This window comes from Pseudomonas fluorescens (assembly GCF_900636825.1).
Taxonomy (GTDB): Bacteria; Pseudomonadota; Gammaproteobacteria; order Pseudomonadales; family Pseudomonadaceae; genus Aquipseudomonas; species Aquipseudomonas fluorescens_BG.
The window spans coordinates 5,328,556-5,352,524 of the sequence record NZ_LR134318.1; the positions used below are offsets into that span (position 1 = coordinate 5,328,556).

The window sequence follows — 23,969 nt, forward strand, 5'->3', positions numbered from 1 at the left end:
TCAACCTTTATCTTCAAGTTTATTCGGCTTTCAACGAGATACGTGCAAAAGCCTTCTTGCCAGCCTGACAAACATGAGTCGCGCCCAGTACGCATATAAAGGAGCGATCAACCACTTCACCGTCAACGCGAACACTCCCAGCAGCCAACAGATCACGCGCTGCCGCAGAGTTCTTCACCAAGCCCGCTTTATTAAGAACAGCGGCGATCGGCATATCTTCAGCCGAAACCAGCTCGATCTCTGGCAAATCATCCGGCAGCTCACCATCCTTCATCCGGTTACCCGCTCCGCGATGAGCATTCGCAGCAGCTTCTTTGCCATGGAAACGAGCAACGATCTCCTCGGCGAGTTTGATCTTGATGTCGCGCGGATTCGCGCCAGCTTCCACATCAGCGCGGAAAGCGTTGATCTCTTCCATCGTACGGAAGCTGAGCAATTCGAAGTACCGCCACATCAGCGCATCTGGAATCGAAACCAGCTTGCTGTACATGACACCCGGCGCTTCCTGAATACCGACATAGTTGCCCAACGACTTGGACATCTTCTTCACGCCATCCAGACCTTCAAGCAACGGCATGGTCAGAATGCACTGGGCCTCTTGCCCATAACCGCGCTGCAGCTCACGCCCCATCAGCAAGTTGAATTTCTGGTCGGTACCGCCCAGCTCGACATCTGCACGCAAAGCCACAGAGTCATAGCCCTGAACCAGCGGATAAAGGAACTCGTGAATCGCGATGGGTTGATTGGTGGTATAGCGCTTATCGAAGTCATCACGCTCAAGCATGCGCGCGACGGTGTACTGGGAAGTCAAACGAATGAAATCCGCCGGACCCATCTGATCCATCCAGGTGGAGTTGAACGCAACTTCGGTTTTCGCCGGATCAAGAATTTTGAAAACCTGAGTTTTGTATGTCTCGGCGTTTTCCAGAACCTGTTCGCGAGTCAGCGGAGGACGAGTGGCGCTCTTGCCGCTCGGATCACCGATCATCCCGGTGAAGTCACCGATAAGGAAGATCACCTGATGCCCCAGCTCCTGGAACTGGCGCAGCTTATTAATAAGCACGGTATGACCCAGGTGCAGATCGGGAGCGGTCGGATCGAAACCAGCCTTGATACGCAGCGGCTGGCCGCGCTTGAGCTTCTCGATCAGCTCGGACTCGACCAACAGTTCTTCCGCACCACGTTTAATCAGCGCTAGCTGCTCTTCAACCGACTTCATAACAGACCCGCAAGGCTCAGATTCAAAGGGAACCAACCATACAAGATCGCGCACCAATTACAAGTTTTGCCCGGCGCACGGACACCAATCCACAGACGCGATGTCTGTGGACTTGCTTCAGCGATGATTTGGTTATATTTTATACAGTTATTTCATCTTCATCATGTCATTCATCTTTTCCAATTCATCATTTTTCAAAGTCAAAATTACCTATGACCACAGAACCGTCTAAAGCGCCTCCGCTTTACCCGAAGACCCACCTGCTCGCCGCAAGTGGAATCGCCGCCCTTCTCAGCCTGGCACTCCTGGTATTCCCTTCCAGTGATGTTGAAGCCAAAAAGACGACCCTGAGCCTGGAACTGGAAAGTCCTGCTGAACAACTGACACAAGATCAAGACGCTGCAGACGCGGCTCAAGCCACAAACGAGCCGGTCACTTCACCATTCGCGCAAATCGAAAACGCAGACGAAAGCCCTGCACAAACGGCCGAAACCGCGCCGATCCCCGCGCCGGCCGCAGAAAAGGCCAAGGCGCCTGGCCACCGCGAGGTCGTAGTTGCCAAGGGCGATACGCTATCGACTTTGTTCGAAAAAGTCGGGCTCCCGGCCGCTTCGGTTCATGAAGTGCTGGCCAGCGATAAGCAGGCCAAGCAGTTCAGCCAACTCAAGCACGGTCAGAAGCTCGAATTCGAACTGACTCCCGACGGCCAGTTGACCAGCCTGCATACGAAGGTGAGCGATGTCGAAACCATCACCCTGTCCAGGAATGACAAGGGTTATGCATTCAACCGGATTACCGCCAAACCGACCGTTCGCACCGCCTATGTCCATGGCGTCATCAATAGCTCGCTCTCGCAATCTGCCGCGCGCGCAGGCCTTTCCCACAGCCTGACCATGGATATGGCCAGCGTGTTTGGCTACGACGTCGACTTCGCTCAGGACATCCGCCAAGGCGACGAATTCGACGTTATCTATGAACAGAAAGTAGTGAACGGCAAAGCTGTCGGCACTGGCCCGATCCTGTCCGCACGTTTTACCAACCGCGGCAAGACCTACACCGCTGTGCGTTACACCAACAAACAAGGCAACAGCAGCTATTACACGGCTGACGGCAACAGCATGCGCAAGGCGTTTATCCGTACGCCGGTGGACTTCGCCCGTATCAGCTCCAAATTCTCCATGGGCCGCAAACATCCGATCCTCAACAAGATCCGCGCCCACAAAGGTGTCGATTACGCTGCACCGCGCGGCACGCCAATCAAGGCTGCCGGTGACGGTAAGGTGCTGCTGGCCGGGCGTCGCGGCGGTTATGGCAATACTGTGATCATCCAGCACGGCAATACCTACCGTACGCTTTACGGCCACATGCAAGGTTTCGCCAAAGGTGTGAAAACCGGCGGGAACGTCAAGCAAGGTCAGGTTATCGGCTACATCGGCACCACCGGGCTGTCGACCGGCCCGCATTTGCACTATGAGTTCCAGGTGAACGGCGTACACGTCGATCCGCTGGGCCAGAAGTTGCCGATGGCCGACCCTATCGCCAAGTCCGAGCGCGCTCGCTTCCTGGCGCAGAGCCAACCGCTGATGGCACGCATGGATCAAGAAAAGGCCACCATGCTGGCTTCGAGCAAGCGTTAAGCCATGGCCCTTTATATCGGTGTGATGTCTGGAACCAGCCTCGACGGACTGGACATCGCGCTGATCGACCAGACTTCGGCGATCAAGCTGATCGCCACCAACTACATTCCCATGCCTGAATCCCTGCGCGCCGAACTGCTTGCCTTGTGCGCCAGCGGCCCGGACGAGATCGCCCGTTCGGCCATTGCCCAGCAACACTGGGTCGAACTCGCCGCCTCCGGCATTCAGGCCCTTCTCACTCAACAACAGCTCAAACCCGACGCCATCCGCGCAATCGGCAGCCATGGACAGACCATTCGCCACGAACCGTCGCGCGGCTTCACGGTGCAAATCGGTAACCCCGCCCTGCTGACTGAATTGACGGGTATCACCGTGGTCAGTGACTTCCGCAGCCGCGATGTCGCCGCCGGTGGGCAAGGCGCACCACTGGTGCCAGCTTTTCACGAGGCTTTGTTTGAAGAGCGTACCGGCAATCAGGCGGTTTTGAACGTAGGCGGATTCAGCAATCTCAGCCTGATCGAGGCGAACAAACCTGTAGCCGGTTTCGACTGCGGCCCTGGGAATGTTCTGATGGATGCGTGGATTCATCGGCAACGCGGTGAACACTACGATCGTAATGGCGACTGGGCGAAAACAGGCTCGGTTGAGCCGGCGCTGCTCAAAGCACTGCTCAGTGACGCCTTCTTCGTCACCAAAGGCCCGAAAAGTACCGGTCGTGAGGTATTCAATCTGGCTTGGCTGGAACAGCATCTTTCCCGGCTGCCAGCCTTCCCGGCGGAAAACGTACAGGCCACGCTGCTTGAACTGACCGCCCTGACCATCGTCGAGTCATTGCAGAGCGCACAAACTGATACTCGGGAGCTGCTGGTCTGTGGCGGCGGTGCTCATAACGCCACGCTCATGACGCGCCTTGCGCAGCGACTGCCCAATACAAAAGTCGCCAGCACAGCCACCCATGGCGTTGACCCAGACTGGGTAGAAGCCATGGCTTTCGCCTGGCTCGCCCATTGTTGCCTCGAAGGCATCGCGGCCAACCGCCCAAGCGTCACCGGCGCTCGCGGCCTGCGGGTGCTCGGCGCGATTTACCCGGCATAATCTCCACACACAAAAACGCCGCAGAACCGTAAAGCTCTGCGGCGTTTTTGTGTGTGGAGCGAAAAGCGATCAGATCGAGAATGAAGACCCGCAACCACAGGTGGTGGTAGCGTTCGGGTTCTTGATCACGAAGCGCGAACCTTCCAGACCCTCCTGATAATCCACTTCAGCACCCGCCAGGTACTGGAAGCTCATCGGATCAACCACCAGACTTACGCCTTCGCGCTCGACAATGGTGTCGTCCTCGGCTACATCTTCATCGAAGGTGAAACCGTATTGAAACCCTGAACAACCGCCGCCCGTAACGAATACGCGCAGCTTCAAGCGATCATTCCCCTCTTCATCGACCAGGCTCTTCACCTTGTGCGCGGCACCGTGGGTGAATTGCAAAGCCGTGGGGGTGAAGGATTCGACGCTCATGCTGACTCTCTCCCGGCGTTACGCCGCCATAATGCGTGATGACGCGCATTATCCGCTTGTCCTAGAAAATTGGTCAACTATTAGAGGAGCAGCGGCAAGCTTCAAGCGGTGAGCTTAAAGCTTGCGGGTTATGACTGGTGGCTGCCGTTAAGGAAGCATGCCTGCGTGCGACAACCCAAACCGCTCATCCAGACCGAACAGAATGTTCATGTTCTGCACGGCCTGGCCCGATGCGCCTTTGACCAGGTTGTCGATCACCGACAACACCACCACCAGATCACCATCCTGCGGACGGTGAACCGCGATGCGGCAGACATTGGCGCCACGCACACTGCGGGTTTCCGGATGGCTGCCCGCAGGCATCACATCGACGAACGGCTCGTTGGCATAGCGCTTCTCGAACAGCGCCTGCAGGTCCACCGAGCGATCGACCACGGTCGCATAAAGCGTCGAGTGAATACCGCGGATCATCGGAGTGAGATGCGGAACGAAGGTCAGCCCCACATCTTTACCGGCTGCGCGACGCAGGCCCTGGCGAATCTCCGGCAGGTGGCGATGACCTTTTACTGCGTAGGCCTTCATGCTTTCCGACGTCTCGGAGTACAGCGATCCTACAGCCGCACCACGTCCGGCACCGCTCACACCGGATTTGCAGTCGGCGATCAGACGCGAAGCATCGGCCAGACCAGCTTCAAGCAATGGCAGGAAACCCAGCTGCGTAGCGGTCGGGTAGCAACCCGGTACGGCAATCAGGCGCGCTTGCTTGATTTGCTCGCGATTGACCTCTGGCAAACCGTAAACAGCTTCGTCCAACAGTTCCGGCGCGCCATGCGGCTGGCCGTACCACTTGGCCCATTCTTCAGCGTCCTGCAGACGGAAGTCGGCCGACAGGTCGATCACCTTGGTGCCCGCGGCCAGCAACTCGCCGGCCAATGCATGGGCAACGCCATGCGGGGTGGCGAAAAAGACGACGTCGCAAGCACCCAGGGTTTTGACGTCCGGTACGCTGAATGCCAGATTGTCGTAATGGCCGCGCAGGTTCGGGTACATATCAGCCACGGCCAGACCGGCCTCGGATCGGGAAGTGATGACAACCACTTCTGCTTGCGGATGCTGTGCCAACAGACGCAGCAGTTCGACACCGGTGTAACCCGTGCCGCCGACGATACCGACCTTGACCATAAACCTGCCCTCAACGAACCCACTGGAAAGCCGTCGATAATAGGGGCCGCGCGCGCCTGCGACAACCGTCAAGGTGACGCGCGGACGCACAAGCCTCTACTATCTGGGCTTACCGTGAACCTGGGATAACTAAAATGCTCTATCTATGGATCAAAGCTTTCCACATCGTCGCCATCGTTTGCTGGTTTGCCGGTCTGTTTTACCTGCCACGACTGTTTGTCTATCACGCGCAAAGCGAAGACACGATCAGCAAGGAGCGTTTCAGCCTGATGGAGCGCAAGCTGTATCGCGGCATCATGGGGCCGTCGATGATCGCCACGCTGATCTTCGGTGGCTGGCTGATCTACCTCAACCCGGGCATCTTCAGCATGGGCGGCTGGATCCACGCCAAACTGACTCTGGTCGTATTGCTGATCGGCTACCACCATATGTGCGGCGCACAGGTCAAACGCTTCGCCCGTGGCGAAAACACCCGCAGCCATGTCTTTTATCGCTGGTTCAATGAAGTCCCGGTTCTGATATTGCTGGCTATCGTAATTCTGGTCGTGGTCAAGCCGTTCTAACTTCAACAACTACAGTCTTTGGGGTGTTTATCATGTCGCTGCCTGATCTGCTCGAACAACGTTTGCGCCTGCCGGTGGTGGCAGCACCGATGTTCCTGATTTCCAACCCGGAACTGGTGCTTGCCTGCTGTCGCAATGGCATCGTCGGCAGCTTCCCGGCGCTGAATCAGCGTGAAAGCAGCGGCTTCAAAGCCTGGCTGGAAGAGATCGAGGCGGGGCTGGCGACCTTGCAGGACCCCGCACCGTATGCGGTCAACCTGATCGTACACAACAGCAACCCGCGCTTGCAGGCGGATCTGGATATCTGTGTCGAACACCAAGTGCCGATCGTCATCACCAGCCTCGGTGCGGTGAAGGAGTTGGTCGATGCGGTGCATAGCTATGGCGGCCTGGTCTTTCATGACGTGACCACTCGCCGGCATGCCGAGAAGGCCGCCGAGGCCGGCGTGGATGGGTTGATCGCGGTTGCAGCCGGCGCCGGAGGCCATGCTGGCACCTGGAGTCCGTTCGCGTTGATAGCCGAGATTCGCGAATTCTTCGACAAGACGTTATTGCTTGCAGGATGTTTGAACCACGGCCACGAGATTCTCGCTGCTCAGCTGCTCGGTGCGGATTTAGCCTACTTCGGTACGCGATTTATCGGCACCTCTGAAAGTCATGCGCCTGACGCATACAAGGAGATGCTCCTGACAGCCAAGGCCGCGGACATCATTCATACTCCAGCGGTGTCGGGTGTTCCGGCCAGTTTTATGCGCCAAAGCCTGCAAGCCGCCGGTTTCGACCTCGCCGCACTCCAAGGCAAGGGCGAAGTGAATTTTGGCGACAAGCTCAAGCCGATCAACGATGAAGCCAAAGCCTGGAAGACCGTGTGGTCGGCAGGCCAGGGCGTGGGGCAAATCGACGATCTGCCGAGCGTAGATCAGTTGGTCGCACGCCTGGACGCTGAGTATCGTCAGGCCCAAGCGCGCGCTGCTCAGCTGCCTGCACGCTGGCCACGCTGAAAAACCCGGCCAGTCTCGAGCAGACTGGCCATACACTGCTGACCTTCAAACCCAATCGCGACAAGGATGCCTCGGCCATGAGTGACCCCCGCTACAAGATTGTCTTCGACGGCGCTTTACAGCCAGGTGTCGATATCACGACTGCCAAGCTCAATCTGGCGAACCTTTTCAAAAGCGACGTGGCTGCCATCGAGCGCCTGTTCAATGGCAGCGTCGTCGCACTCAAGCGTGATCTCTCCCATAGCGACGCGCAGACGTATTTGCAGGCCCTGAACAAAACCGGAATCGACGCGCGCATTGAAAACGAAACCGCGATCGAGCTGAGTCTCGCGGATGTCCGTGAACACGCGCCTGCGGTGGCAGAGCCGGACTCGCCTTATGCGCCACCCCGCGCCAGCGTAGGCGAGAATCTTCCGCCCTTCGCCACGCTCAAGCCGTTCAGTGTCGAAGGCCGGATCGGTCGCCTGCGCTTTTTGGCATGGACCATGGTTCTCAGCCTGGTGACATTGCCGATTGTTGGCATATTCGCTCTGATCGCTTTGGGTCTGGTCAGCGGCGACTCAACCACTGGCCTGATCATCGGCGGCATATTCGCGTGCTTTCTGTTCATCGGTTTTTTCATCGTCAGCGTTCTGTTCAGTGTCCAACGCCTGCACGATATCGGCTGGTCGGGCTGGCTGTGGCTGTTGAATCTGGTGCCGTTCGTGGGCGGTTTCTTCCCGCTGGTGATCATGGTGGTGCCCGGCAATACCGGCGCCAATCGTTATGGCCCGCCGCCTCCGCCGAACAGCACAGCGGTCAAAGTGCTGTGCTCACTGTGGATTGTCTTCTTCGTGCTGATTTTCGCCGGTGGAATACTCGGTGGCTTCTCCGCAGTCCAGCAGGAGTACGAAAGCAACCTCGAAAGCAGCTACGAAAGCGGCTCGGTGACCACTGATGAGGTTGAGGTCGAAGTCGAACCGCCAGCGATTTCCGCCGACGATGCAGCCGAAGCCGCGCAACCCCCTGTAGACTCTGCGAAAGAATGAACAGCGCTCCCCGCCGTGACACCCGCGTCGTCGGCGCGGAGCTGTTGCGATGGAGAATTGCATGACCCGTTACGCTCTGATCACTGGCGCTTCCAGCGGCATAGGCCTGGCCATGGCTGAAGCGCTGGCCCGGCGTGGCCGCAGCCTGATTCTGGTGGCGCGCCAACGTGATCAGCTGGAAAGCATTGCGATAGAGTTGACGCAACGTTTCGGCGTTGAAGTGCTGTTTCGCGCCTGCGATCTGGGTGAGCCGTTGCGCTTGTCCGGCTTTCTGCTGGAACTGGAAGAAGGTGACCGACAGATCGATTTATTGGTGAACTGCGCAGGCATCGGCACTTGTGGCCCGTTTCTGGCGCAGGACTGGATGACCGAGCAGGACCTGATCGAAGTCAATATCCTCGCCCTGACCCGCTTGTGCCACGCGATCGGTAACAGCATGGCGTTGCAAGGTGGCGGGCAGATTCTCAACGTCGCCTCCGTTGCCGCATTCAATCCTGGGCCGTGGATGAGCACTTACTTCGCGAGCAAGGCTTATGTCTTGCACTTTTCCGAAGCGCTACGGGTGGAGCTGAAGAAATGCGCGGTAAAAGTCTCGGTGCTCTGCCCCGGCCCGACTCGTACCGCGTTCTTCCGCACCGCACAGCTGAACACTGAAAAACTTGATGACAGCAACTTGCTGATGAGTCCCGAGGAAGTTGCGCTTTACACCGTGCGCGCCCTCGACAAGAACCGCGCGATCATCATTCCGGGACGTCGCAATCGTTGGCTGACGTTTCTGCCGCGCCTGGGTTCGCGCTGGCTCAACCGCACCATCGTCGGCATGGTCAACAAAGCTTACTGCCCGCGCTGAAGAATCACGATTCAACGCGATACATTCGAAGCAGCTTTAACAACGGAGAAAACAGCAGTGGATACTCTGTTCACCAAGATCATCAACCGGGAGATCCCGGCGAAGATCATCTACGAGGACGACCAGGTTCTGGCGTTCCACGACATCGCACCGCAGGCACCGGTCCATTTTCTGGTGATCCCGAAGAAACCGGTACGCACCCTCAATGATCTGACCGAAGACGACAAGGCTCTGGCCGGGCATATCCTGTTCACCGCGCAACGTCTGGCACTGGAACTGGGTTGCGAGGAAGGCTTTCGCGTGGTGATGAATTGCAATGAAATGGGTGGGCAAACTGTCTATCACATTCATATGCACGTGCTCGGTCAGCGCCAGATGACCTGGCCGCCGGGCTAAGGCTCACCGACCAGGCCTGCGGTTTGTCACCTGTAGGAGCCGCCGAAGGCTGCGATCTTTTGATCTTCGAGGTAGCAAAAAAAGATCAAAAGATCGCAGCCTTCGGCAGCTCCTACATAAAGAAAACCCCGTACATCAAGTACAGCAAGCGCATCAAGCGTGCCGAATGACCTAGCGCAAACCTTCCCCGGCCGATTCGGTTAAACTGGCGGTCGAGATTTTTCCCGGAGGTCAGCATGACTACCCAACGTCACTACTCGCCAATCGACCGACTGCTGCTGCAAGCCGATGCTGCGATGCGCACTCTTCTGCCTTTCAGTGGGCAGCCGTACCGTCCGTCGCCGGCGATTCTGCAGCCGGAAACGCAGCTGAGCGATGAGGACACCCGCCACGTCGCGGGGCTGATGCGAATCAACCATACCGGCGAGGTCTGTGCCCAGGCGTTGTATCAGGGCCAGGCGCTGACCGCCAAGTTGCCGCAAGTGCGGGCGGCCATGGAACATGCAGCCGAGGAAGAAATCGATCACCTGGTCTGGTGCGAACAGCGCATTCACCAGTTGGGCAGTCATACCAGTATCCTGAATCCGCTGTTTTACGGGATGTCGTTCGGCATCGGCGCCGTCGCCGGGCTGATCAGCGACAAAGTCAGCCTGGGTTTCGTCGCGGCAACCGAGCATCAAGTGTGCAAACATCTGAATGAACATCTGGAGCAATTGCCGGCCGAGGACGAGAAGTCCCGCGCGATCCTTGAGCAGATGCGCATTGATGAAGAACATCATGCGGAGAGTGCGCTGGATGCGGGCGGCTTTCGTTTTCCGGCACCCGTGAAGTTCGGGATGAGTATTCTGGCCAAGGTGATGACCAAGAGTACTTATCGGATTTGAGATGTGCATCGCCCGACAGGGCCCCATCGCTGGCAAGCCAGCTCCCACAGGGTTCTGTATTCCAGCAATAAAAAAGGCGACCGCCGTGAGACAGTCGCCTTTTTTGTGTGCGCGGAAATCTTAGGTCGGCATGTTGCGCGCGTAGAAGATTTCGAGCATTTCGTGCTTCACACGATCGGTCACCTGAGCGCGCTGCTCCGGCGACAGGTTGCTGGTGGCGTCGCCGAACAGGTAGTTGTCCAGTTCGAAGTTCTTCAGCAGCATTTTGGTGTGGAACAGGTTTTCCTGATACACGTTGACGTCGGTCATCTGGTACGCGTCGCGGGTGTCTTCGGACAGGTAGTTCTGGATCGAATTGATTTCGTGGTCGATGAAGTGCTTGTTGCCTTCAACGTCACGGGTGAAGCCGCGCACACGATAATCCACGGTCACGATGTCCGAATCGAACTGGTGAATGAGGAAATTGAGCGCTTTAAGCGGTGAAATGACACCACAGGTCGATACGTCGATGTCCACACGGAAGGTGGCAATACCGTCATCCGGATGGATTTCCGGGTAGGTGTGCACCGTGATATGGCTCTTGTCGAGGTGGGCCAGAATAATTTCGGGCAACGGGCCCGGCGATTCTTCGATCTGGCTGTCAGTCGGGGTTACTGGCTCTTCAGAAATCAGAATCGTGACGCTGGCGCCCTGAGGTTCGTAGTCCTGACTGGCAATGTTCAGGATGTTGGCACCAATGATCTCGACAACTTCTGTGAGAATCTGCGTCAGGCGTTTCGCGTTGTACTCTTGATTGATGTACTCGACGTAAGCCTGCTGGTCTTGCGGGGTCTCCGCGTAGCAGATGTCATAGATGTTGAAGCTCAAGGTCTTTGTCAGGTTATTGAACCCGTGGAGCTTGAGTTTGCTTTTCACCGTTAAAAACTCTCTATGTATGCGGCGCAGCCGCGTGATCAAGCATGCCCGTCAAGTGCGAACAACGCACCTGCGTAGGACGGTTAACACCTCTTCGCGATGGCGATTTTGGTTGTCTGTTCAGGCGGATGACCCGTCGGATGACCGATCACTGCCCTGAAAAAAGTGGCGCATTATGCAGACGTCAGCGGGGGATCGCCAGAGTCTGCACTGCTTTTATGATAGTTGAATGTCGGTTCAACCGAGTTCGACGATTTCGTAGTCATGGGTGATCGCCACGCCGGCGGCGCCGAGCATGATCGACGCCGAGCAATATTTCTCCGCGGACAGTTCGATGGCGCGCTTGACTTGAGCTTCCTTCAAGCCACGACCTTTCACCACGAAATGCATATGGATCTTGGTGAATACCTTGGGATCTTCGGTCGCACGTTCGGCTTCGAGGAACGCTTCACAGCTTTCAACGGCCTGACGGGACTTCTTCAAGATGCTGACCACGTCGAAATTGCTGCAACCACCTACACCGAGCAGAAGCATCTCCATCGGGCGAACACCCAGATTTCGACCACCAGCGTCTGGCGGCCCGTCCATGACCACAACATGACCGCTGCCGGATTCGCCGAGGAACATGGCTTCGCCAGCCCATTGGATGCGTGCCTTCATCGCCCAGACTCCACTGTAAAAAAAGGGTCGCCAGCTTAGCACAGCGATTTGTCCCGACAGGAGCGACGTCCTAGGACGAACACCTTGAGGCTGTAGGTAATTTCTCGAATTCTCGACGAAGTGTCTGGTAAGCTGGCGCCAATTCGCTGGCGCCCATTCGTCAGCCCTGTAGCGACCGCCTTCAGCGCCTCATAAAAACTCAAACATCACCGTGCAGTCTTTTCGGGATACAACCATGGTTGCTATTACCCCCACACCCAAAATCAAGAACCTCGACAAGCTGTTGATGCATTGCCAGCGCCGTCGCCACGCGGCCAAGAGCAACATCATTTGTGCCGGTGATCGTTCCGATACCCTGTTTTTCATTATCAAAGGTTCGGTCACCATCCTGATTGAAGACGATGATGGCCGCGAGATGATCATCGCTTACCTGAACGCAGGGGACTTCTTCGGCGAGCTGGGCCTGTTCGAGCAGGCCGGCCAGGAACAGGAACGCAGCGCCTGGGTGCGGGCCAAGGTCGAATGCGAAACCGCGGAAATCAGTTACGCCAAATTCCGCGAATTGTCGCAGCAGGATCCGGACATTCTTTACGTCCTCAGCGGACAAATCGCACAACGTCTGCGCAACACCACGCGCAAGGTTGGCGATCTGGCGTTTTTCGATGTCACCGGTCGAGTCGCCCGTTGCCTGCTGGAGTTATGCAAACAACCGGATGCGATGACTCATCCGGACGGCATGCAGATCAAAGTGACCCGTCAGGAGATCGGCCGGATTGTCGGTTGCTCGCGGGAGATGGTTGGTCGTGTGCTCAAGGATCTGGAAGAACGCAACCTGGTCGACGTCAAAGGCAAGACCATGGTGGTCTTCGGTACGCGCTAGGCCCAAGATTTCAGGCGCTGTAGATGCGCGCCAGCATCATTCGAAATAATTCCTCGAGACGCGCCAATGCCTGGGGCGCGTTGAATTTCTCATGCAGAGCGATATGACTTTGAGCTCTGACCCGTTGCTCCAGCCCGCAGGCTTGATTGAAACGATTGACCGCGGCGACCATCGATTCGCGTTCGTCATCCAGCAGCATCGCACCGTGCACCAGGCCGACCGGACGTTGCCCGCCCTGGCTCTGGCGCCAGCGCTGGGCGGTGCCGACCATCTTGCGGCCGTCGAGGTTGACGTTGAAGCGCCCGTCGCAAAATGCACCGTCGATTTCGCCGACTGACGACGTCCCGCCCAACTCATCCAGCAACTGACAGATCGGATCGCACAAACGACGGTAGCCGGTTTCGATACGGTTCAGATCGCCCTCGCTGCGAGGTGGCGCGTAGACCAGCGCGATATTGACGGTCGAAGCCGATTGCGGCACCGGCTCGCCGCCGGTTTCGCGCAGCAGCACCGGCCAGCCAGCAGCAGCGGAGACTTCGCATGCGTGTTCGAAACCGGGTAGGCGATTGAGCCGGCGCGGCATGACCAGCGCGCGGTCGGTGGGTTGCCAGAACAGCAGGCCGAATTCCGCGTCGCCGGCGCAGACCGAGGCCAACAAGTCCTGTTCGGCTTGCAGACCGGATTCGATGGTCAGGGGGGTTGGCAGCGACATGGCGGGCTCCGGCAGACGTAACATCTCGAGAGAATTCAAAGGCCCCTTCGGGAGCAGGCTCGCTCCAACGTTGGAATGGGGTTCCTGTGGGAGCGAGCCTGCTCGCGAAAAGGTCGACTCGGTCCGAAGGGAAATCAGTCGAGGGTCGAACCGCTTACTACCGGACCACCACGCTCCGGGAAGAACAGACGCTGCAGCTCAATGCCCGGGTTCTCTGCGCGCATGAACGCTTCGCCGACCAGGAACGCATACACATCATTGATTTCCATCAGTTCGACATCGGCGCGGTTGAGGATGCCGCTCTCGGCAATCACCAGGCGATCGCGCGGAATGCGCGGCAGCAGGTCGAGAGTGGTTTCCAGGCTGACCTCAAACGTATGCAGGTTACGGTTGTTGACCCCTACCAACGGTGTGTCGAGGGTTTTCAACGCGCGCTCCAGTTCATCGCCGTCGTGCACTTCAACCAACACGTCGAGGCCGACGCCTTTGGCCACCGCGGCCAGCTCGGCCATTTTCACGTCATCCAGTGCAGAGACGATCAGCAGCACACAATCGGCGCCCAACGCGCGGGCCTCGACGATCTGGTACGGATCGATCATGAAGTCCTTGCGGATCACCGGCAGGCTGCATGCCGCGCGAGCCTGTTGCAAATACGCGTCGGCGCCCTGGAAATAGTCGATATCGGTCAACACGGAAAGACAGGTCGCCCCGCCCTTCTCATAGCTTTTGGCGAGTTCAGCCGGGACAAAATCCTCGCGGATAACACCTTTGCTCGGCGAGGCCTTTTTGATTTCGGCAATCACGCCAGGCTGCTTCTGCTTTGCTTGCGTGAGCAAAGCCTGAGCAAAACCGCGAGGTGCATCGGCCGCCTTGGCCAGACTTTCCAGCTCGCCCAGGCTGACGCGGGCGCTACGCTCGGCGACTTCCTGAACCTTGCGGGCGAGAATTTTTTCCAGAACCGTCGGTACACTCATCCCTCATTCTCCACTTTGAATACCGCGGTAAAGGCACCCAGCTCCTCGAGTTTTTCCCGAGCGAGGCCAGTGTGCAAAGCGTCGTGCGCAAGCTCCACGCCCTGTTTCAGACTGCTGGCCAGGTCAGCGGCGTACAGCGCAGCACCGGCGTTGAGCACAATCATTTCGGCCGCTTTCTGGCCGTTCTCGGTCTTGCGCTTGCCGAGCGCGTCACGTATCAACGCCAGCGACGCTTCCGGGCCTTCAACCGACAGACCGTGCAGGCTCTGGCTCTTCATGCCCAGATCTTCCGGCTCGACCCAATATTCAGTGATTTCGTTGTTCTTCAGCTCGGCGACAAAGGTCGGCGCGGCGAGGCTGAATTCGTCCAGACCGTCTTTTGAATGCACCACCAGCACATGCTTGCTGCCCAGGCGCTGCAAGACTTCCGCCAATGGCCGGCACAGCGCCTGAGTGAACACTCCCACGACCTGATGTTTTACACCGGCCGGATTCGTAAGCGGGCCGAGCATATTGAATAGCGTACGCAGGCCGAGATCGCGACGTGGGCCGGCGGCGTACTTCATGGCTTTGTGGTGGGTCTGAGCGAACATGAAACCGATGCCGACATTGTCGATGCAACGTGCGACCTGCACTGGCGTCAGGTTCAGATAAATGCCGGCGGCTTCCAGCAAATCAGCGCTGCCGCTCTTGCCCGACACTGCACGGTTGCCATGCTTGGCCACAGTGCAGCCAGCCGCCGCGACGACAAACGACGAGGCCGTCGACACGTTGAAGATGTTTGCACCGTCACCGCCAGTGCCGACCACATCAACTACGCCGTCGAGGGTTTTCAGCTCGACCTGATCGGCCAGCTCGCGCATTACCGACACCGCGCCGACGATTTCGTCGATGCTCTCGCTTTTCATGCGCATGGCCATCATGAACGCGCCGATCTGCGCATCGCTGCATTGGCCGGTCATGATTTCGCGCATCACATCGCGCATTTCATCGGTGCTGAGGTCGAGGTGTTCGACGATACGGCTCAGGGCTGTCTTGATATTCATGCAAAGTCCTTAGCGCGTGCCGCCGGTTTGTTTGAGGAAGTTGGCAAATAATTCATGGCCCTGTTCGGTGAGGATCGACTCGGGGTGGAACTGAACACCTTCGATATTCAGGGTCTTGTGACGCAAGCCCATGATTTCGTCGACCGAACCGTCATCATGCTGCGTCCACGCGGTCAGCTCCAGGCAGTCCGGCAAACTCTCGTGTTTGACGATGAGCGAGTGATAGCGGGTGACGGTCAACGGATGATTGAGGCCGGCAAACACGCCCTTGTCCTCATGGAATACCGGGCTAGTCTTACCGTGCATGACCTGACGGGCACGCACCACATCGCCGCCGAACGCCTGGCCGATTGATTGGTGACCGAGGCAGACGCCAAGAATCGGCAGCTTGCCGGCGAAGTGTTTGATCGCTTCGATGGAAATGCCGGCTTCGGTGGGAGTGCAAGGGCCTGGCGAAACCACGATGCGCTCAGGGTTGAGCGCTTCGATTTCAGCAATGCTCAATTCATCGTTGCGCACGACCTTGACCTCGGCGCCCAGCTCGCCGAGGTATTGCACAACGTTGTAAGTAAAGGAGTCGTAGTTGTCGATCATCAGCAACATGGCGTTTCGAACCTCTTGAATTCCGACTTGGAAACAGCCTTCAGATGACTTGCCCGCAGGGCGCTGCGCGATGTCGGACGCAGGAAGACGCGTCGGCACAGCGGCATTTCAAACAGGCAAGGAAGGCAAAGCGATACAGATCCGGCCAGGCCGGCAGAATGATTCAGGCGCGCCAACGCCAGCGGGCGTGTGCCTTGATGACTTGATCCAGAAGTTTGCTGGTGATCAACACGGGGAAGGTCTCGTTCATACGTTTCCGCACAGTAACTTAGCTGGGCGGAGCGTGCAATATGGCCGGGGCCTTGGGGGGAAAATCCAAGCGAGGATTCACGACCGATGGCAAAAGGCCGAAAGTTTTTGGTACTGTCGTTTCGTTCACCTACAACAATAAATAAACGGACTTGCTCATGATCAGACAGACGTTATTTGTACCGCTGGCCAGTTGCTTGCTGGCACTGGCCTGCGCCCAAGCCAATGCCGCACCCAATCCATACTCGAACTTCGTGGTCTTCGGCGACAGCCTCAACGACGCCGGCACCTTCACCGACACAGGCGGCCCGGCGGGCTCCACCGAGCGCTACACCAACCGCACCGGGCCCTCGTATCAGGACGGCAGCGGTGAAGTCTATTCCTTGAACTCCACACAGTTGCTCGGGGGGCGACTGGGTTTCACTGCGGATCAAACCGCCTCCTCCAGTTCCGCCGTGCGCGCCGAAAACGGTCAGCCAGACGGCAACAACTGGGCGGTCGGCGGCTATCGCACTGACCAGATTCTCGACTCGATCACCACACAGTCGGTCACGGGCGAGCGCACCCGCGCGGGTTACTTGCCGTCGAACGGCTTTCGCGCCGACCCGAATGCGCTCTATTACATCTCCGGTGGCGGCAACGACTTCCTGCAGGGCCGCATTCTCAGCCTGCCCCAGGCGAATGCGGCTGCCGATCGGCTGGCCGACAGCGTGCAGACCCTGCAAACCGCAGGCGCCAAATACGTGATGGTCTGGCTGCTGCCCGACGTCGGCCTGACCCCGGCCCTCAACGGCACGCCACTGCAGGCATTCAGCAGCACCCTCGCCAATAAGTTCAACAGCCAGTTGGTGACACGCCTGCAAGGCATCAACGCCGAAGTCATTCCGTTGAATATTCCGGTGCTGCTCTCAGAGGTCTTCGCCGACCCAGGGCGCTTCGGCCTGGCCACCGACCAGAACCTCACCGCGACCTGTTTCAGCGGCAGCGGTTGTACGGAAAACGCCCGTTACGGCATCAACAGCGCCACGCCGGATCCGACCAAGCTGATCTACAACGACGGCGTGCACCCGACCGAATCCGGACAGAAACTGATCGCCGATTACGCCTACTCGCTGCTGGCGGCGCCGTGGGAATTGAGCCTCCTGCCGGAAATGGCCCACGGCACGGTGCGCGCGCATCAGGATGAATTGCGTAACCAGTGGCAGGCCGATTGGGAGAACTGGCAAGCAGTCGGCCAATGGCGCGCGATTGTCTCGGCGGGCGGTCAGCATCTGGATGTCGACAGCCAAAGCAGCGGCGCCAGCGCCGATGGCAGCGGTTACAACCTCAATGTCGGCGGCAGCTATCGTCTGAACGAGGCTTGGCGGGTGGGCGTCGCAGCAGGTCTGTACCGGCAAAACCTTGAGGCCGGCCACAACGACTCGGACTATAAACTCAACAGTTACATGGCGACCGCGTTTGCCCAGTTCCAACAGAATCGCTGGTGGGCGGATGCCGCGCTGACCGGCGGCAAACTCGACTACGACAACCTCAAGCGCAAGTTCGACCTCGGCGCCAGCGAGGGTGCGGAGAAAGGTGATACCGACGGCAATCTGTGGGCATTCAGCACCCGTATTGGCTATGACATCGCCCAGCCGGGCAGCCAATGGCACCTGTCGCCATTTGTCAGCGCTGATTACGCCAGCGTTGATGTCGATGGCTACTCCGAAAAGAGCAACCGCGCCACCGCACTGACTTTCGATGACCAGTCCCGCGATTCGAAACGGCTGGGCCTGGGTCTTCAGGGCAAGTACAACTTCACCGCGCAAACCCAGGTGTATGGGGAATACGCCCACGAGCGTGAGTACGAAGACGATGTGCAAAAGGTCAACATCGCGCTCAACACGCTGCCGGCCAATGACTTCACTCTTGAAGGCTACACACCGGCCAGCCACCTGAACCGCGTGAGTCTGGGCGTGAGTCACAAGCTGACAGCGGATCTGGCGTTGCGCGGTGGTTATACCTTGCGCAAGGATGATGACTTTACCCAGCAAGGGGTGAATGTTGGCGTTGTGCTGGATTTTTAAGCGCTAGATCAAAAGATCGCAGCCTACGGCAGCTCCTACAGGGGTTGGTGCAGGTTACAAAAAAAGCGGCGCCCTCGCAGGCGCCGCTTTTTTATTGCCTGGACACAAAACCAAATGTGGGAGTGAGCCTGCTCGCGATTGCGGAATTACATTCAACAGATTTGTTGACTGACCCACCGCTATCGCGAGCAGGCTCACTCCTACATAAGCAGTCAAAAGATCGCAGCCTTCGGCAGCTCCTACAGGGGGCTGTGTGGGCTCAGGTTTGCGGGGTTTGTTCGGCCAGGGCCACGGCGCGGAACATCGCGCGGCGCTTGTTCAGGGTTTCTTCCCATTCCAGCGCCGGCACCGAGTCGGCGACGATGCCGCCACCGGCTTGGACGTGCAGCTCGCCGTTCTTGATCACCGCGGTGCGGATCGCGATGGCGGTGTCCATGTTGCCGTTCCAGGCGAAGTAACCGACCGCGCCACCGTATACGCCACGTTTGACCGGCTCGAGTTCGTCGATGATTTCCATCGCGCGAATCTTCGGTGCGCCGGACAACGTGCCCGCCGGCAGAATCGCCCGCAACGCATCCATCGCCGTCAGCCCGGCTTTCAACTGGCCGGTGACGTTGGAGACGATGTGCATCACGTTGGAATAACGCTCGATGACCATCTTCTCGGTGAGCTTCACTGAACCGATTTCCGAGACGCGTCCGGTGTCGTTACGCCCCAGATCGATCAGCATCAAGTGCTCGGCGATCTCTTTGTCATCCGACAGCAAGTCTTCTTCCAGCGCCACGTCGGCTTCTTCCGTCGCGCCACGTGGGCGCGTGCCGGCGATCGGGCGCACGGTGATCATGTTGTCTTCGACCCGCACCAGCACTTCCGGCGAACTGCCGACAACGTGGAAATCGCCGAAGTTGAAGAAGTACATGTACGGCGTCGGGTTGAAGCAACGCAGGGCGCGGTACAAATCGATCGGCGCAGCCTTGAAGTCGATCGACATGCGCTGCGACGGAACCACCTGCATGCAATCGCCGGCGAGGATGTATTCCTTGATGGTGTCGACGGCTTTTTCGTAATCGTTCTGAGTGAAACTCGAACGGAACACCGGATCGGCCGCTTGCTGCTTGCTGAAATCCAGGCCACGACGCGGGGTGATCGGCTGACGCAGTTGCTCGAGCAGTTCCTGCAGACGCGCCTGACCTTGCTCGAAGGCATCGGCCTGGGCCGGGTCGGCGAGCACGATCGCGTGCATCTTGCCGGCGAGGTTGTCGAACACCACAACGGCGTCAGAGACCATCAGCAGAATGTCCGGCACACCCAGTGGATCCGGATTCGGGCACTTGCCCAGACGCTTCTCGACATAGCGCACGCAGTCGTAACCGAAGTAACCGACCAGGCCACCGTTGAAGCGCGGCAGGCCGGCAATGGTCGGCACGTTGTAGCGCGCCTTGAAGGTTTCGACGAAGGCCAGCGGGTCTTCAACATCGTGGCTTTCGGTTTCAACGCCATCAACGGTAATGCTCACATGATGGTCGTGAACCCGCAGCACGGTGCGGCACGGCAGGCCGATGATCGAGTAACGGCCCCACTTCTCGCCGCCCTGCACCGATTCGAGCAGGTAGGAATTGGGCTGGTCGGCCAGTTTCAGGTAGATCGACAGCGGTGTGTCGAAGTCGGCCAGGGTTTCGCAGGCCAACGGAATGCGGTTATAGCCGTCAGCGGCCAGACGCAGGAATTCTTCGCGGATCATAAGGTGCCTCGTGGTGTGAGGGGCAAATCAGTCAGGTATGCAAACGCGCCGGCAGGCCGGCCAGAAACAAGTCAGGCGCGCCAACGCCAGCGGGCCAGGGCCTTGATGACTTTCATCCAGAGTTTGCGAGTGACCACCACGATGGCGTTTCCAGAAGAGGATGGAGAAGCGTCGGGCAACGTTATCCCACCGGCAAGATCCAGGCAACCGGGAATTAGTTTGCGCAAATCGTCGATCACCAATGCCGGCGATTCCTCGGCAATCGGCCGGCCATGGTTGTAGCCGTAGCTCAGCGCAACACACTTGACCCCCGCCGCTTTCGCCGCCTGCACATCGCTGCGCGAGTCGCCGACGAACAACGATTGCGAGGCCGGAATGTTGGCCATTTTCATCACGAAAAACAGCGCCGCCGGGTCAGGCTTTTTCTGCGGCAGGGTATCGCCGCCGATGATCCACTTGAAATAGCGACCGATTTTCATCTGATCCAACAGCGGTGCGACGAAGCGCTCAGGCTTGTTGGTGATCAGCGCCATGGCCACGCCCTGCTTGTGCAGCCACTTGAGGGTGTCGCGTACGCCGGGATAGACCACGGTCAGCTCATGGCTGGCACCGTAGGCTTCCATGAAGATGTCCAGCGCGCGCTCGGCTTCGGCATCGTTCACTTGGGAATCATCGATGCCACCCGCCAAGGCCCGACGCACCAATACCGGTGCGCCGTTACCCACCCATTCGCGCACCGCATCGATACCCGCCGGCGGACGGCCGAGGGTGAGCAGCATGGTGTCCACCGCCGCTGCCAGGTCTGGAACCGAGTCGATCAGCGTGCCATCCAGATCGAACATCACCAGCCGTGGCAGTTTGCCCGGGAACAGCTGCTCAAATCCGCTCATGGGCGGGCCAGCGCCAGTTCGGAACGCATCTTGTCGATGACTTCCTGATAGTTCGGCGCGTTGAAGATCGCCGAGCCGGCGACAAAAGTGTCAGCACCGGCCGCAGCTATTTCGCGGATGTTGTTGACGTTGACGCCGCCATCGATTTCCAAGCGGATGTCGCGACCCGAAGCGTCGATGATCGCCCGTGCTTCACGCAATTTGTCGAGGGTGCCGGGGATGAACTTCTGTCCGCCGAAGCCTGGGTTGACGCTCATCAGCAAAACCATGTCGACCTTGTCGATCACATACTTGAGCACGTCCAGCGGGGTCGCCGGGTTGAACACCAGACCGGACTTGCAACCGCCCTCGCGGATCAACTGCAGCGAGCGATCGACGTGCAGCGTGGCTTCCGGGTGGAAGGTGATGTAGGTCGCGCCAGCCTCGATGAAGTCGCCGACGATGCGATCCACCGGGCTGACCATCAAGTGTGCATCGATCGGCGCGGTAACGCCGTACTTGCGCAGCGCCGCGCAGACCATCGGGCCGATGGTCAGGTTGGGCACGTAGTGGTTGTCCATGACGTCGAAGTGGACGAAGTCGGCGCCAGCGGCCAGAACGTTGTCCACTTCCTCGCCGAGGCGGGCGAAGTCGGCGGAGAGAATCGACGGAGCAATTACGAAGGGCTGCATGACGCACCTTTTCTGAGCTAAATCACGATGGCGCGCATTGTATACCTCAAGTTTCCGCGCGCGCACCGGGACTGCGATGATTGGGTTGTGCCATGAGCCCGAAGCGAGCGTGCATCAGTAGGCGGCGCGGTAGATCTTCTCGATGTCGACGGCGCTGAGTTTGCGCGGGTTGTTGCGCATCAGACGCTCGATGCCGGCGGCCTCGACGGCCATGGCCGGGATCGCGTCTTCGGGCACGCCAAAACTGCGCAGCCCGGCGGGAATTTCCACCGCTGCGCACAGATCGCTCATGGCCTGCACGGCTTTGTCCGCGGCTTCGCTGGCACTCAGATGCGCGGTCTTCACGCCCATGGCTTCGGCAATATCCTGCATGCGTTCGACGCAGGCCATTTTGTTCCAGTTCATCACGTAGGGCAGCAGCAAGGCATTGCTCACACCATGGGCAATGTTGAAGCGCCCGCCCAGCGGATACGCCAGCGCGTGCACCGCGCCAACCCCGGCATTGCCGAACGCCATGCCGGCCATCAGGCTGGCGGTGGCCATATCTTCGCGCGCTTGCAGGTTGGCACCGTTGGCGTAGGCCTTGGGCAGGGCTTTGGCGATCAGCTTGATGGCGCCGATGGCCAGCGAGTCGGTGATCGGCGAGGCATTCACCGACAGATAGGATTCGATCGCGTGCACCAATGCATCGACGCCACTGGCGGCGGTGACGCTGCGCGGGCAGGTCAGCGTCATTTGCGGGCTGACCAGCGCCACGTCGGGCAATAGATAGTCGCTGACGATGCCCTTCTTCAGTTGCGCGACCTTGTCGGAAAGAATCGCCACGTTAGTGACTTCTGAGCCAGTGCCGGCAGTGGTCGGGATGGCGATCAACGGCGGGCCTTTGCGTGGCACCTGATCGACGCCGAACAGATCCTCCAGTGCGCCGTGGTAACCGGCGTATGCGGCGACACTTTTGGCGATGTCGATAGCGCTACCGCCACCGAGGCCGATCAAACCGTCATGCCCGCCGTCGCGGTACACGCGCATGCAGTCTTCGACGATGGCGATTTCCGGGTCTGGCAGCACGCGGTCGAAAATCTCGTAATCGCGACCACCGAGTTGCACCAGCGCCAGTTCCACAGTGCCGGATTTAACCAGCGCGGCGTCGGTGACGATCAGCGGGTTGTCGATATCAAGGCGCGTGAGCTCAGCGGCCAGTTGCTCGATGGCTGCGGCCCCCGTGATGAGTTTATGAGCGATTTTGAACTGGGACAGACTCATGGTGCGCAGCCTCTTATAGATGTGGGAGCTGGGCACAAGATTAGCTGGGGATTTGGGGTTGTCTGCTATTCAGGTCATGAATGACCAACGACTATCTCCTGTAGGCGCTGCGGAAGGCTGCGATCTTTTGATTTTGGTCTTAAAAAAACAAAGATCAACAGATCGCAGCCTTCGGCAGCTCCTACATGAAGTTGGCGTCAGACCTGGGCGGTGCGCAGTTTTTCGCTGCGCCCGCGCAGCCATTCCAGGGTCAGCAGCAGGATGACCGAGAAGGCAATCAGCAACGTCGCCGCCGCCGCAATCGTCGGGCTGAGGTTCTCGCGAATCCCGCTGAACATCTGCCGAGGCAATGTCGCCTGCTCAGGCCCCGCAAGAAACAGCGTCACCACCACCTCATCAAACGAAGTCGCAAAGGCAAACAGCGCGCCGGAAATTACCCCTGGCGCAATCAACGGCAATGTCACCCGGCGGAACGCGGTCAATGGCGAAGCGCCCAGGCTGGCTGCCGCACGCACCAGATTGTGATTGAAGCCCTGCAGCGTCGCCGAAACCGTGATAATCACAAACGGCACACCCAACACCGCGTGCACGACAATCAGCGAGAAGAAGCTGTTGCCCAGGCCCAGCGGCGCGAAAAACAGATAACTCGCTACGCCGATGATCACCACCGGCACCACCATCGGTGAAATCACCAGCGCCATCACCAACGCCTTGCCGGGAAAATCGCCACGGGTCAGGCCGATCGCCGCCAGGGTGCCGAAGATCATCGCCAGCACGGTCGCGGCCGGGGCAACGATGATGCTGTTCTTCAGCGCGCGCATCCACTCCGCCGAGGCGAAGAAATCGTGATACCACTGCAGCGAGAAGCCTTGCAGCGGATAGACCAGGAAACTGCCCGAATTGAACGACAGCGGAATGATCACCAGCACCGGCAGAATCAGGAACAACAGAATCAGGCCGCAGAGAATCCGCAGGCTGTAGAACCACACCCGTTCGATGGGCGACATATAAGGACTCAGCATTT

At 58.7% G+C, this 23,969-nt stretch carries 24 protein-coding genes; 10 read left to right on the top strand and 14 right to left on the bottom strand.

The window, feature by feature from the left end; translation table 11 throughout:
• Nucleotides 1-19: 19 nt before the first annotated feature.
• Nucleotides 20-1,219: a tyrosine--tRNA ligase gene (gene tyrS / locus EL257_RS24385; protein ID WP_126368253.1), complete on the bottom strand. Its 1,200-nt coding sequence runs from the start codon at nucleotides 1,217-1,219 to the stop codon at nucleotides 20-22.
• Nucleotides 1,220-1,431: 212 nt separating this feature from the next.
• On the opposite strand from tyrS, the gene EL257_RS24395 reads away from it, so the two are divergent.
• On the top strand, nucleotides 1,432-2,856 hold the full coding sequence (locus EL257_RS24395) for a peptidoglycan DD-metalloendopeptidase family protein (protein ID WP_126366871.1): 1,425 nt from the start codon (nucleotides 1,432-1,434) through the stop codon (nucleotides 2,854-2,856).
• 3 nt (nucleotides 2,857-2,859) lie between these two features.
• Nucleotides 2,860-3,951, top strand: a complete 1,092-nt coding sequence (locus tag EL257_RS24400; RefSeq protein ID WP_126366873.1) for an anhydro-N-acetylmuramic acid kinase — start codon at nucleotides 2,860-2,862, stop codon at nucleotides 3,949-3,951.
• Nucleotides 3,952-4,020: 69 nt separating this feature from the next.
• Here EL257_RS24400 and erpA read toward each other — a convergent pair whose 3' ends face one another.
• Nucleotides 4,021-4,371 (bottom strand): iron-sulfur cluster insertion protein ErpA, encoded by a 351-nt coding sequence (gene erpA, locus EL257_RS24405; protein WP_008077999.1) that lies wholly within the window; start codon nucleotides 4,369-4,371, stop codon nucleotides 4,021-4,023.
• A 147-nt stretch (nucleotides 4,372-4,518) separates the two neighbouring features.
• On the bottom strand, nucleotides 4,519-5,553 hold the full coding sequence (gene argC, locus EL257_RS24410) for an N-acetyl-gamma-glutamyl-phosphate reductase (protein WP_126366875.1): 1,035 nt from the start codon (nucleotides 5,551-5,553) through the stop codon (nucleotides 4,519-4,521).
• 134 nt (nucleotides 5,554-5,687) lie between these two features.
• Between argC and hemJ the strand changes: the two genes are divergently transcribed.
• From hemJ to coq7, 6 genes are all read left to right on the top strand, one after another.
• Nucleotides 5,688-6,116: a protoporphyrinogen oxidase HemJ gene (gene hemJ, locus EL257_RS24415; RefSeq protein WP_126366877.1), complete on the top strand. Its 429-nt coding sequence runs from the start codon at nucleotides 5,688-5,690 to the stop codon at nucleotides 6,114-6,116.
• Between the two features lie 32 nt (nucleotides 6,117-6,148).
• Complete coding sequence (locus EL257_RS24420; protein WP_126366879.1) at nucleotides 6,149-7,117, top strand: NAD(P)H-dependent flavin oxidoreductase; 969 nt, start codon at nucleotides 6,149-6,151, stop codon at nucleotides 7,115-7,117.
• Between the two features lie 77 nt (nucleotides 7,118-7,194).
• Nucleotides 7,195-8,145, top strand: coding sequence for a DUF805 domain-containing protein (locus EL257_RS24425; RefSeq protein WP_126366881.1), 951 nt, complete (start codon nucleotides 7,195-7,197; stop codon nucleotides 8,143-8,145).
• A gap of 61 nt (nucleotides 8,146-8,206) precedes the next feature.
• Nucleotides 8,207-8,995, top strand: a complete 789-nt coding sequence (locus tag EL257_RS24430) for an SDR family NAD(P)-dependent oxidoreductase (protein ID WP_126366883.1) — start codon at nucleotides 8,207-8,209, stop codon at nucleotides 8,993-8,995.
• Nucleotides 8,996-9,052: 57 nt separating this feature from the next.
• Nucleotides 9,053-9,391 (top strand): histidine triad nucleotide-binding protein, encoded by a 339-nt coding sequence (locus EL257_RS24435; RefSeq protein WP_126366885.1) that lies wholly within the window; start codon nucleotides 9,053-9,055, stop codon nucleotides 9,389-9,391.
• Nucleotides 9,392-9,627: 236 nt separating this feature from the next.
• Nucleotides 9,628-10,275, top strand: coding sequence for a 2-polyprenyl-3-methyl-6-methoxy-1,4-benzoquinone monooxygenase (gene coq7, locus EL257_RS24440; protein ID WP_126366887.1), 648 nt, complete (start codon nucleotides 9,628-9,630; stop codon nucleotides 10,273-10,275).
• A gap of 120 nt (nucleotides 10,276-10,395) precedes the next feature.
• Here the strand turns inward: coq7 and speD are convergent, their stop codons facing one another.
• Nucleotides 10,396-11,190 (bottom strand): adenosylmethionine decarboxylase, encoded by a 795-nt coding sequence (gene speD / locus EL257_RS24445; protein WP_024014530.1) that lies wholly within the window; start codon nucleotides 11,188-11,190, stop codon nucleotides 10,396-10,398.
• Nucleotides 11,191-11,427: 237 nt separating this feature from the next.
• On the bottom strand, nucleotides 11,428-11,850 hold the full coding sequence (locus EL257_RS24450) for an OsmC family protein (protein WP_003228794.1): 423 nt from the start codon (nucleotides 11,848-11,850) through the stop codon (nucleotides 11,428-11,430).
• Between the two features lie 235 nt (nucleotides 11,851-12,085).
• Here EL257_RS24450 and crp point away from each other — a divergent pair, with 235 nt between their 5' ends.
• Nucleotides 12,086-12,730 carry a cAMP-activated global transcriptional regulator CRP gene (crp, locus tag EL257_RS24455; RefSeq protein WP_126366890.1) on the top strand — a complete coding sequence of 215 codons (645 nt, stop codon included), beginning with the start codon at nucleotides 12,086-12,088 and terminating at the stop codon, nucleotides 12,728-12,730.
• A 10-nt stretch (nucleotides 12,731-12,740) separates the two neighbouring features.
• Here crp and EL257_RS24460 read toward each other — a convergent pair whose 3' ends face one another.
• The 4 genes from EL257_RS24460 to EL257_RS24475 form a co-directional block, all read right to left on the bottom strand.
• Nucleotides 12,741-13,442, bottom strand: a complete 702-nt coding sequence (locus EL257_RS24460; protein ID WP_126366892.1) for a lipoate--protein ligase family protein — start codon at nucleotides 13,440-13,442, stop codon at nucleotides 12,741-12,743.
• Between the two features lie 134 nt (nucleotides 13,443-13,576).
• On the bottom strand, nucleotides 13,577-14,416 hold the full coding sequence (gene trpC / locus EL257_RS24465; RefSeq protein WP_126366894.1) for an indole-3-glycerol phosphate synthase TrpC: 840 nt from the start codon (nucleotides 14,414-14,416) through the stop codon (nucleotides 13,577-13,579).
• Nucleotides 14,413-15,462, bottom strand: coding sequence for an anthranilate phosphoribosyltransferase (gene trpD, locus EL257_RS24470; RefSeq protein WP_126366896.1), 1,050 nt, complete (start codon nucleotides 15,460-15,462; stop codon nucleotides 14,413-14,415). Before trpD ends, trpC begins: the two co-directional genes overlap by 4 nt.
• A gap of 9 nt (nucleotides 15,463-15,471) precedes the next feature.
• Nucleotides 15,472-16,065 (bottom strand): aminodeoxychorismate/anthranilate synthase component II, encoded by a 594-nt coding sequence (locus EL257_RS24475; protein WP_126366897.1) that lies wholly within the window; start codon nucleotides 16,063-16,065, stop codon nucleotides 15,472-15,474.
• Between the two features lie 407 nt (nucleotides 16,066-16,472).
• Between EL257_RS24475 and estP the strand changes: the two genes are divergently transcribed.
• The gene (gene estP / locus EL257_RS24480; RefSeq protein WP_126366899.1) at nucleotides 16,473-18,380 is read left to right on the top strand and encodes an esterase EstP; all 1,908 of its coding nucleotides are present in this window, start codon (nucleotides 16,473-16,475) and stop codon (nucleotides 18,378-18,380) included.
• 259 nt (nucleotides 18,381-18,639) lie between these two features.
• On the opposite strand, the gene trpE is transcribed toward estP, so the two are convergent.
• The 5 genes from trpE to EL257_RS24505 form a co-directional block, all read right to left on the bottom strand.
• A complete protein-coding gene (gene trpE, locus EL257_RS24485; protein WP_126366901.1) occupies nucleotides 18,640-20,121 on the bottom strand; it encodes an anthranilate synthase component I in 1,482 nt (493 codons plus the stop codon).
• Between the two features lie 71 nt (nucleotides 20,122-20,192).
• Entirely contained in the window at nucleotides 20,193-21,011 is an 819-nt protein-coding gene (locus tag EL257_RS24490) for a phosphoglycolate phosphatase (protein WP_126366903.1), read from the bottom strand.
• Nucleotides 21,008-21,682, bottom strand: coding sequence for a ribulose-phosphate 3-epimerase (gene rpe, locus EL257_RS24495; RefSeq protein WP_007918813.1), 675 nt, complete (start codon nucleotides 21,680-21,682; stop codon nucleotides 21,008-21,010). The genes EL257_RS24490 and rpe overlap by 4 nt, the downstream gene beginning before the upstream one ends.
• Nucleotides 21,683-21,796: 114 nt before the next feature.
• Complete coding sequence (locus EL257_RS24500) at nucleotides 21,797-22,945, bottom strand: iron-containing alcohol dehydrogenase (protein ID WP_126366905.1); 1,149 nt, start codon at nucleotides 22,943-22,945, stop codon at nucleotides 21,797-21,799.
• A 197-nt stretch (nucleotides 22,946-23,142) separates the two neighbouring features.
• Nucleotides 23,143-23,967 (bottom strand): ABC transporter permease, encoded by an 825-nt coding sequence (locus EL257_RS24505; protein WP_008084123.1) that lies wholly within the window; start codon nucleotides 23,965-23,967, stop codon nucleotides 23,143-23,145.
• Between the last annotated feature and the right edge of the window lie 2 nt (nucleotides 23,968-23,969).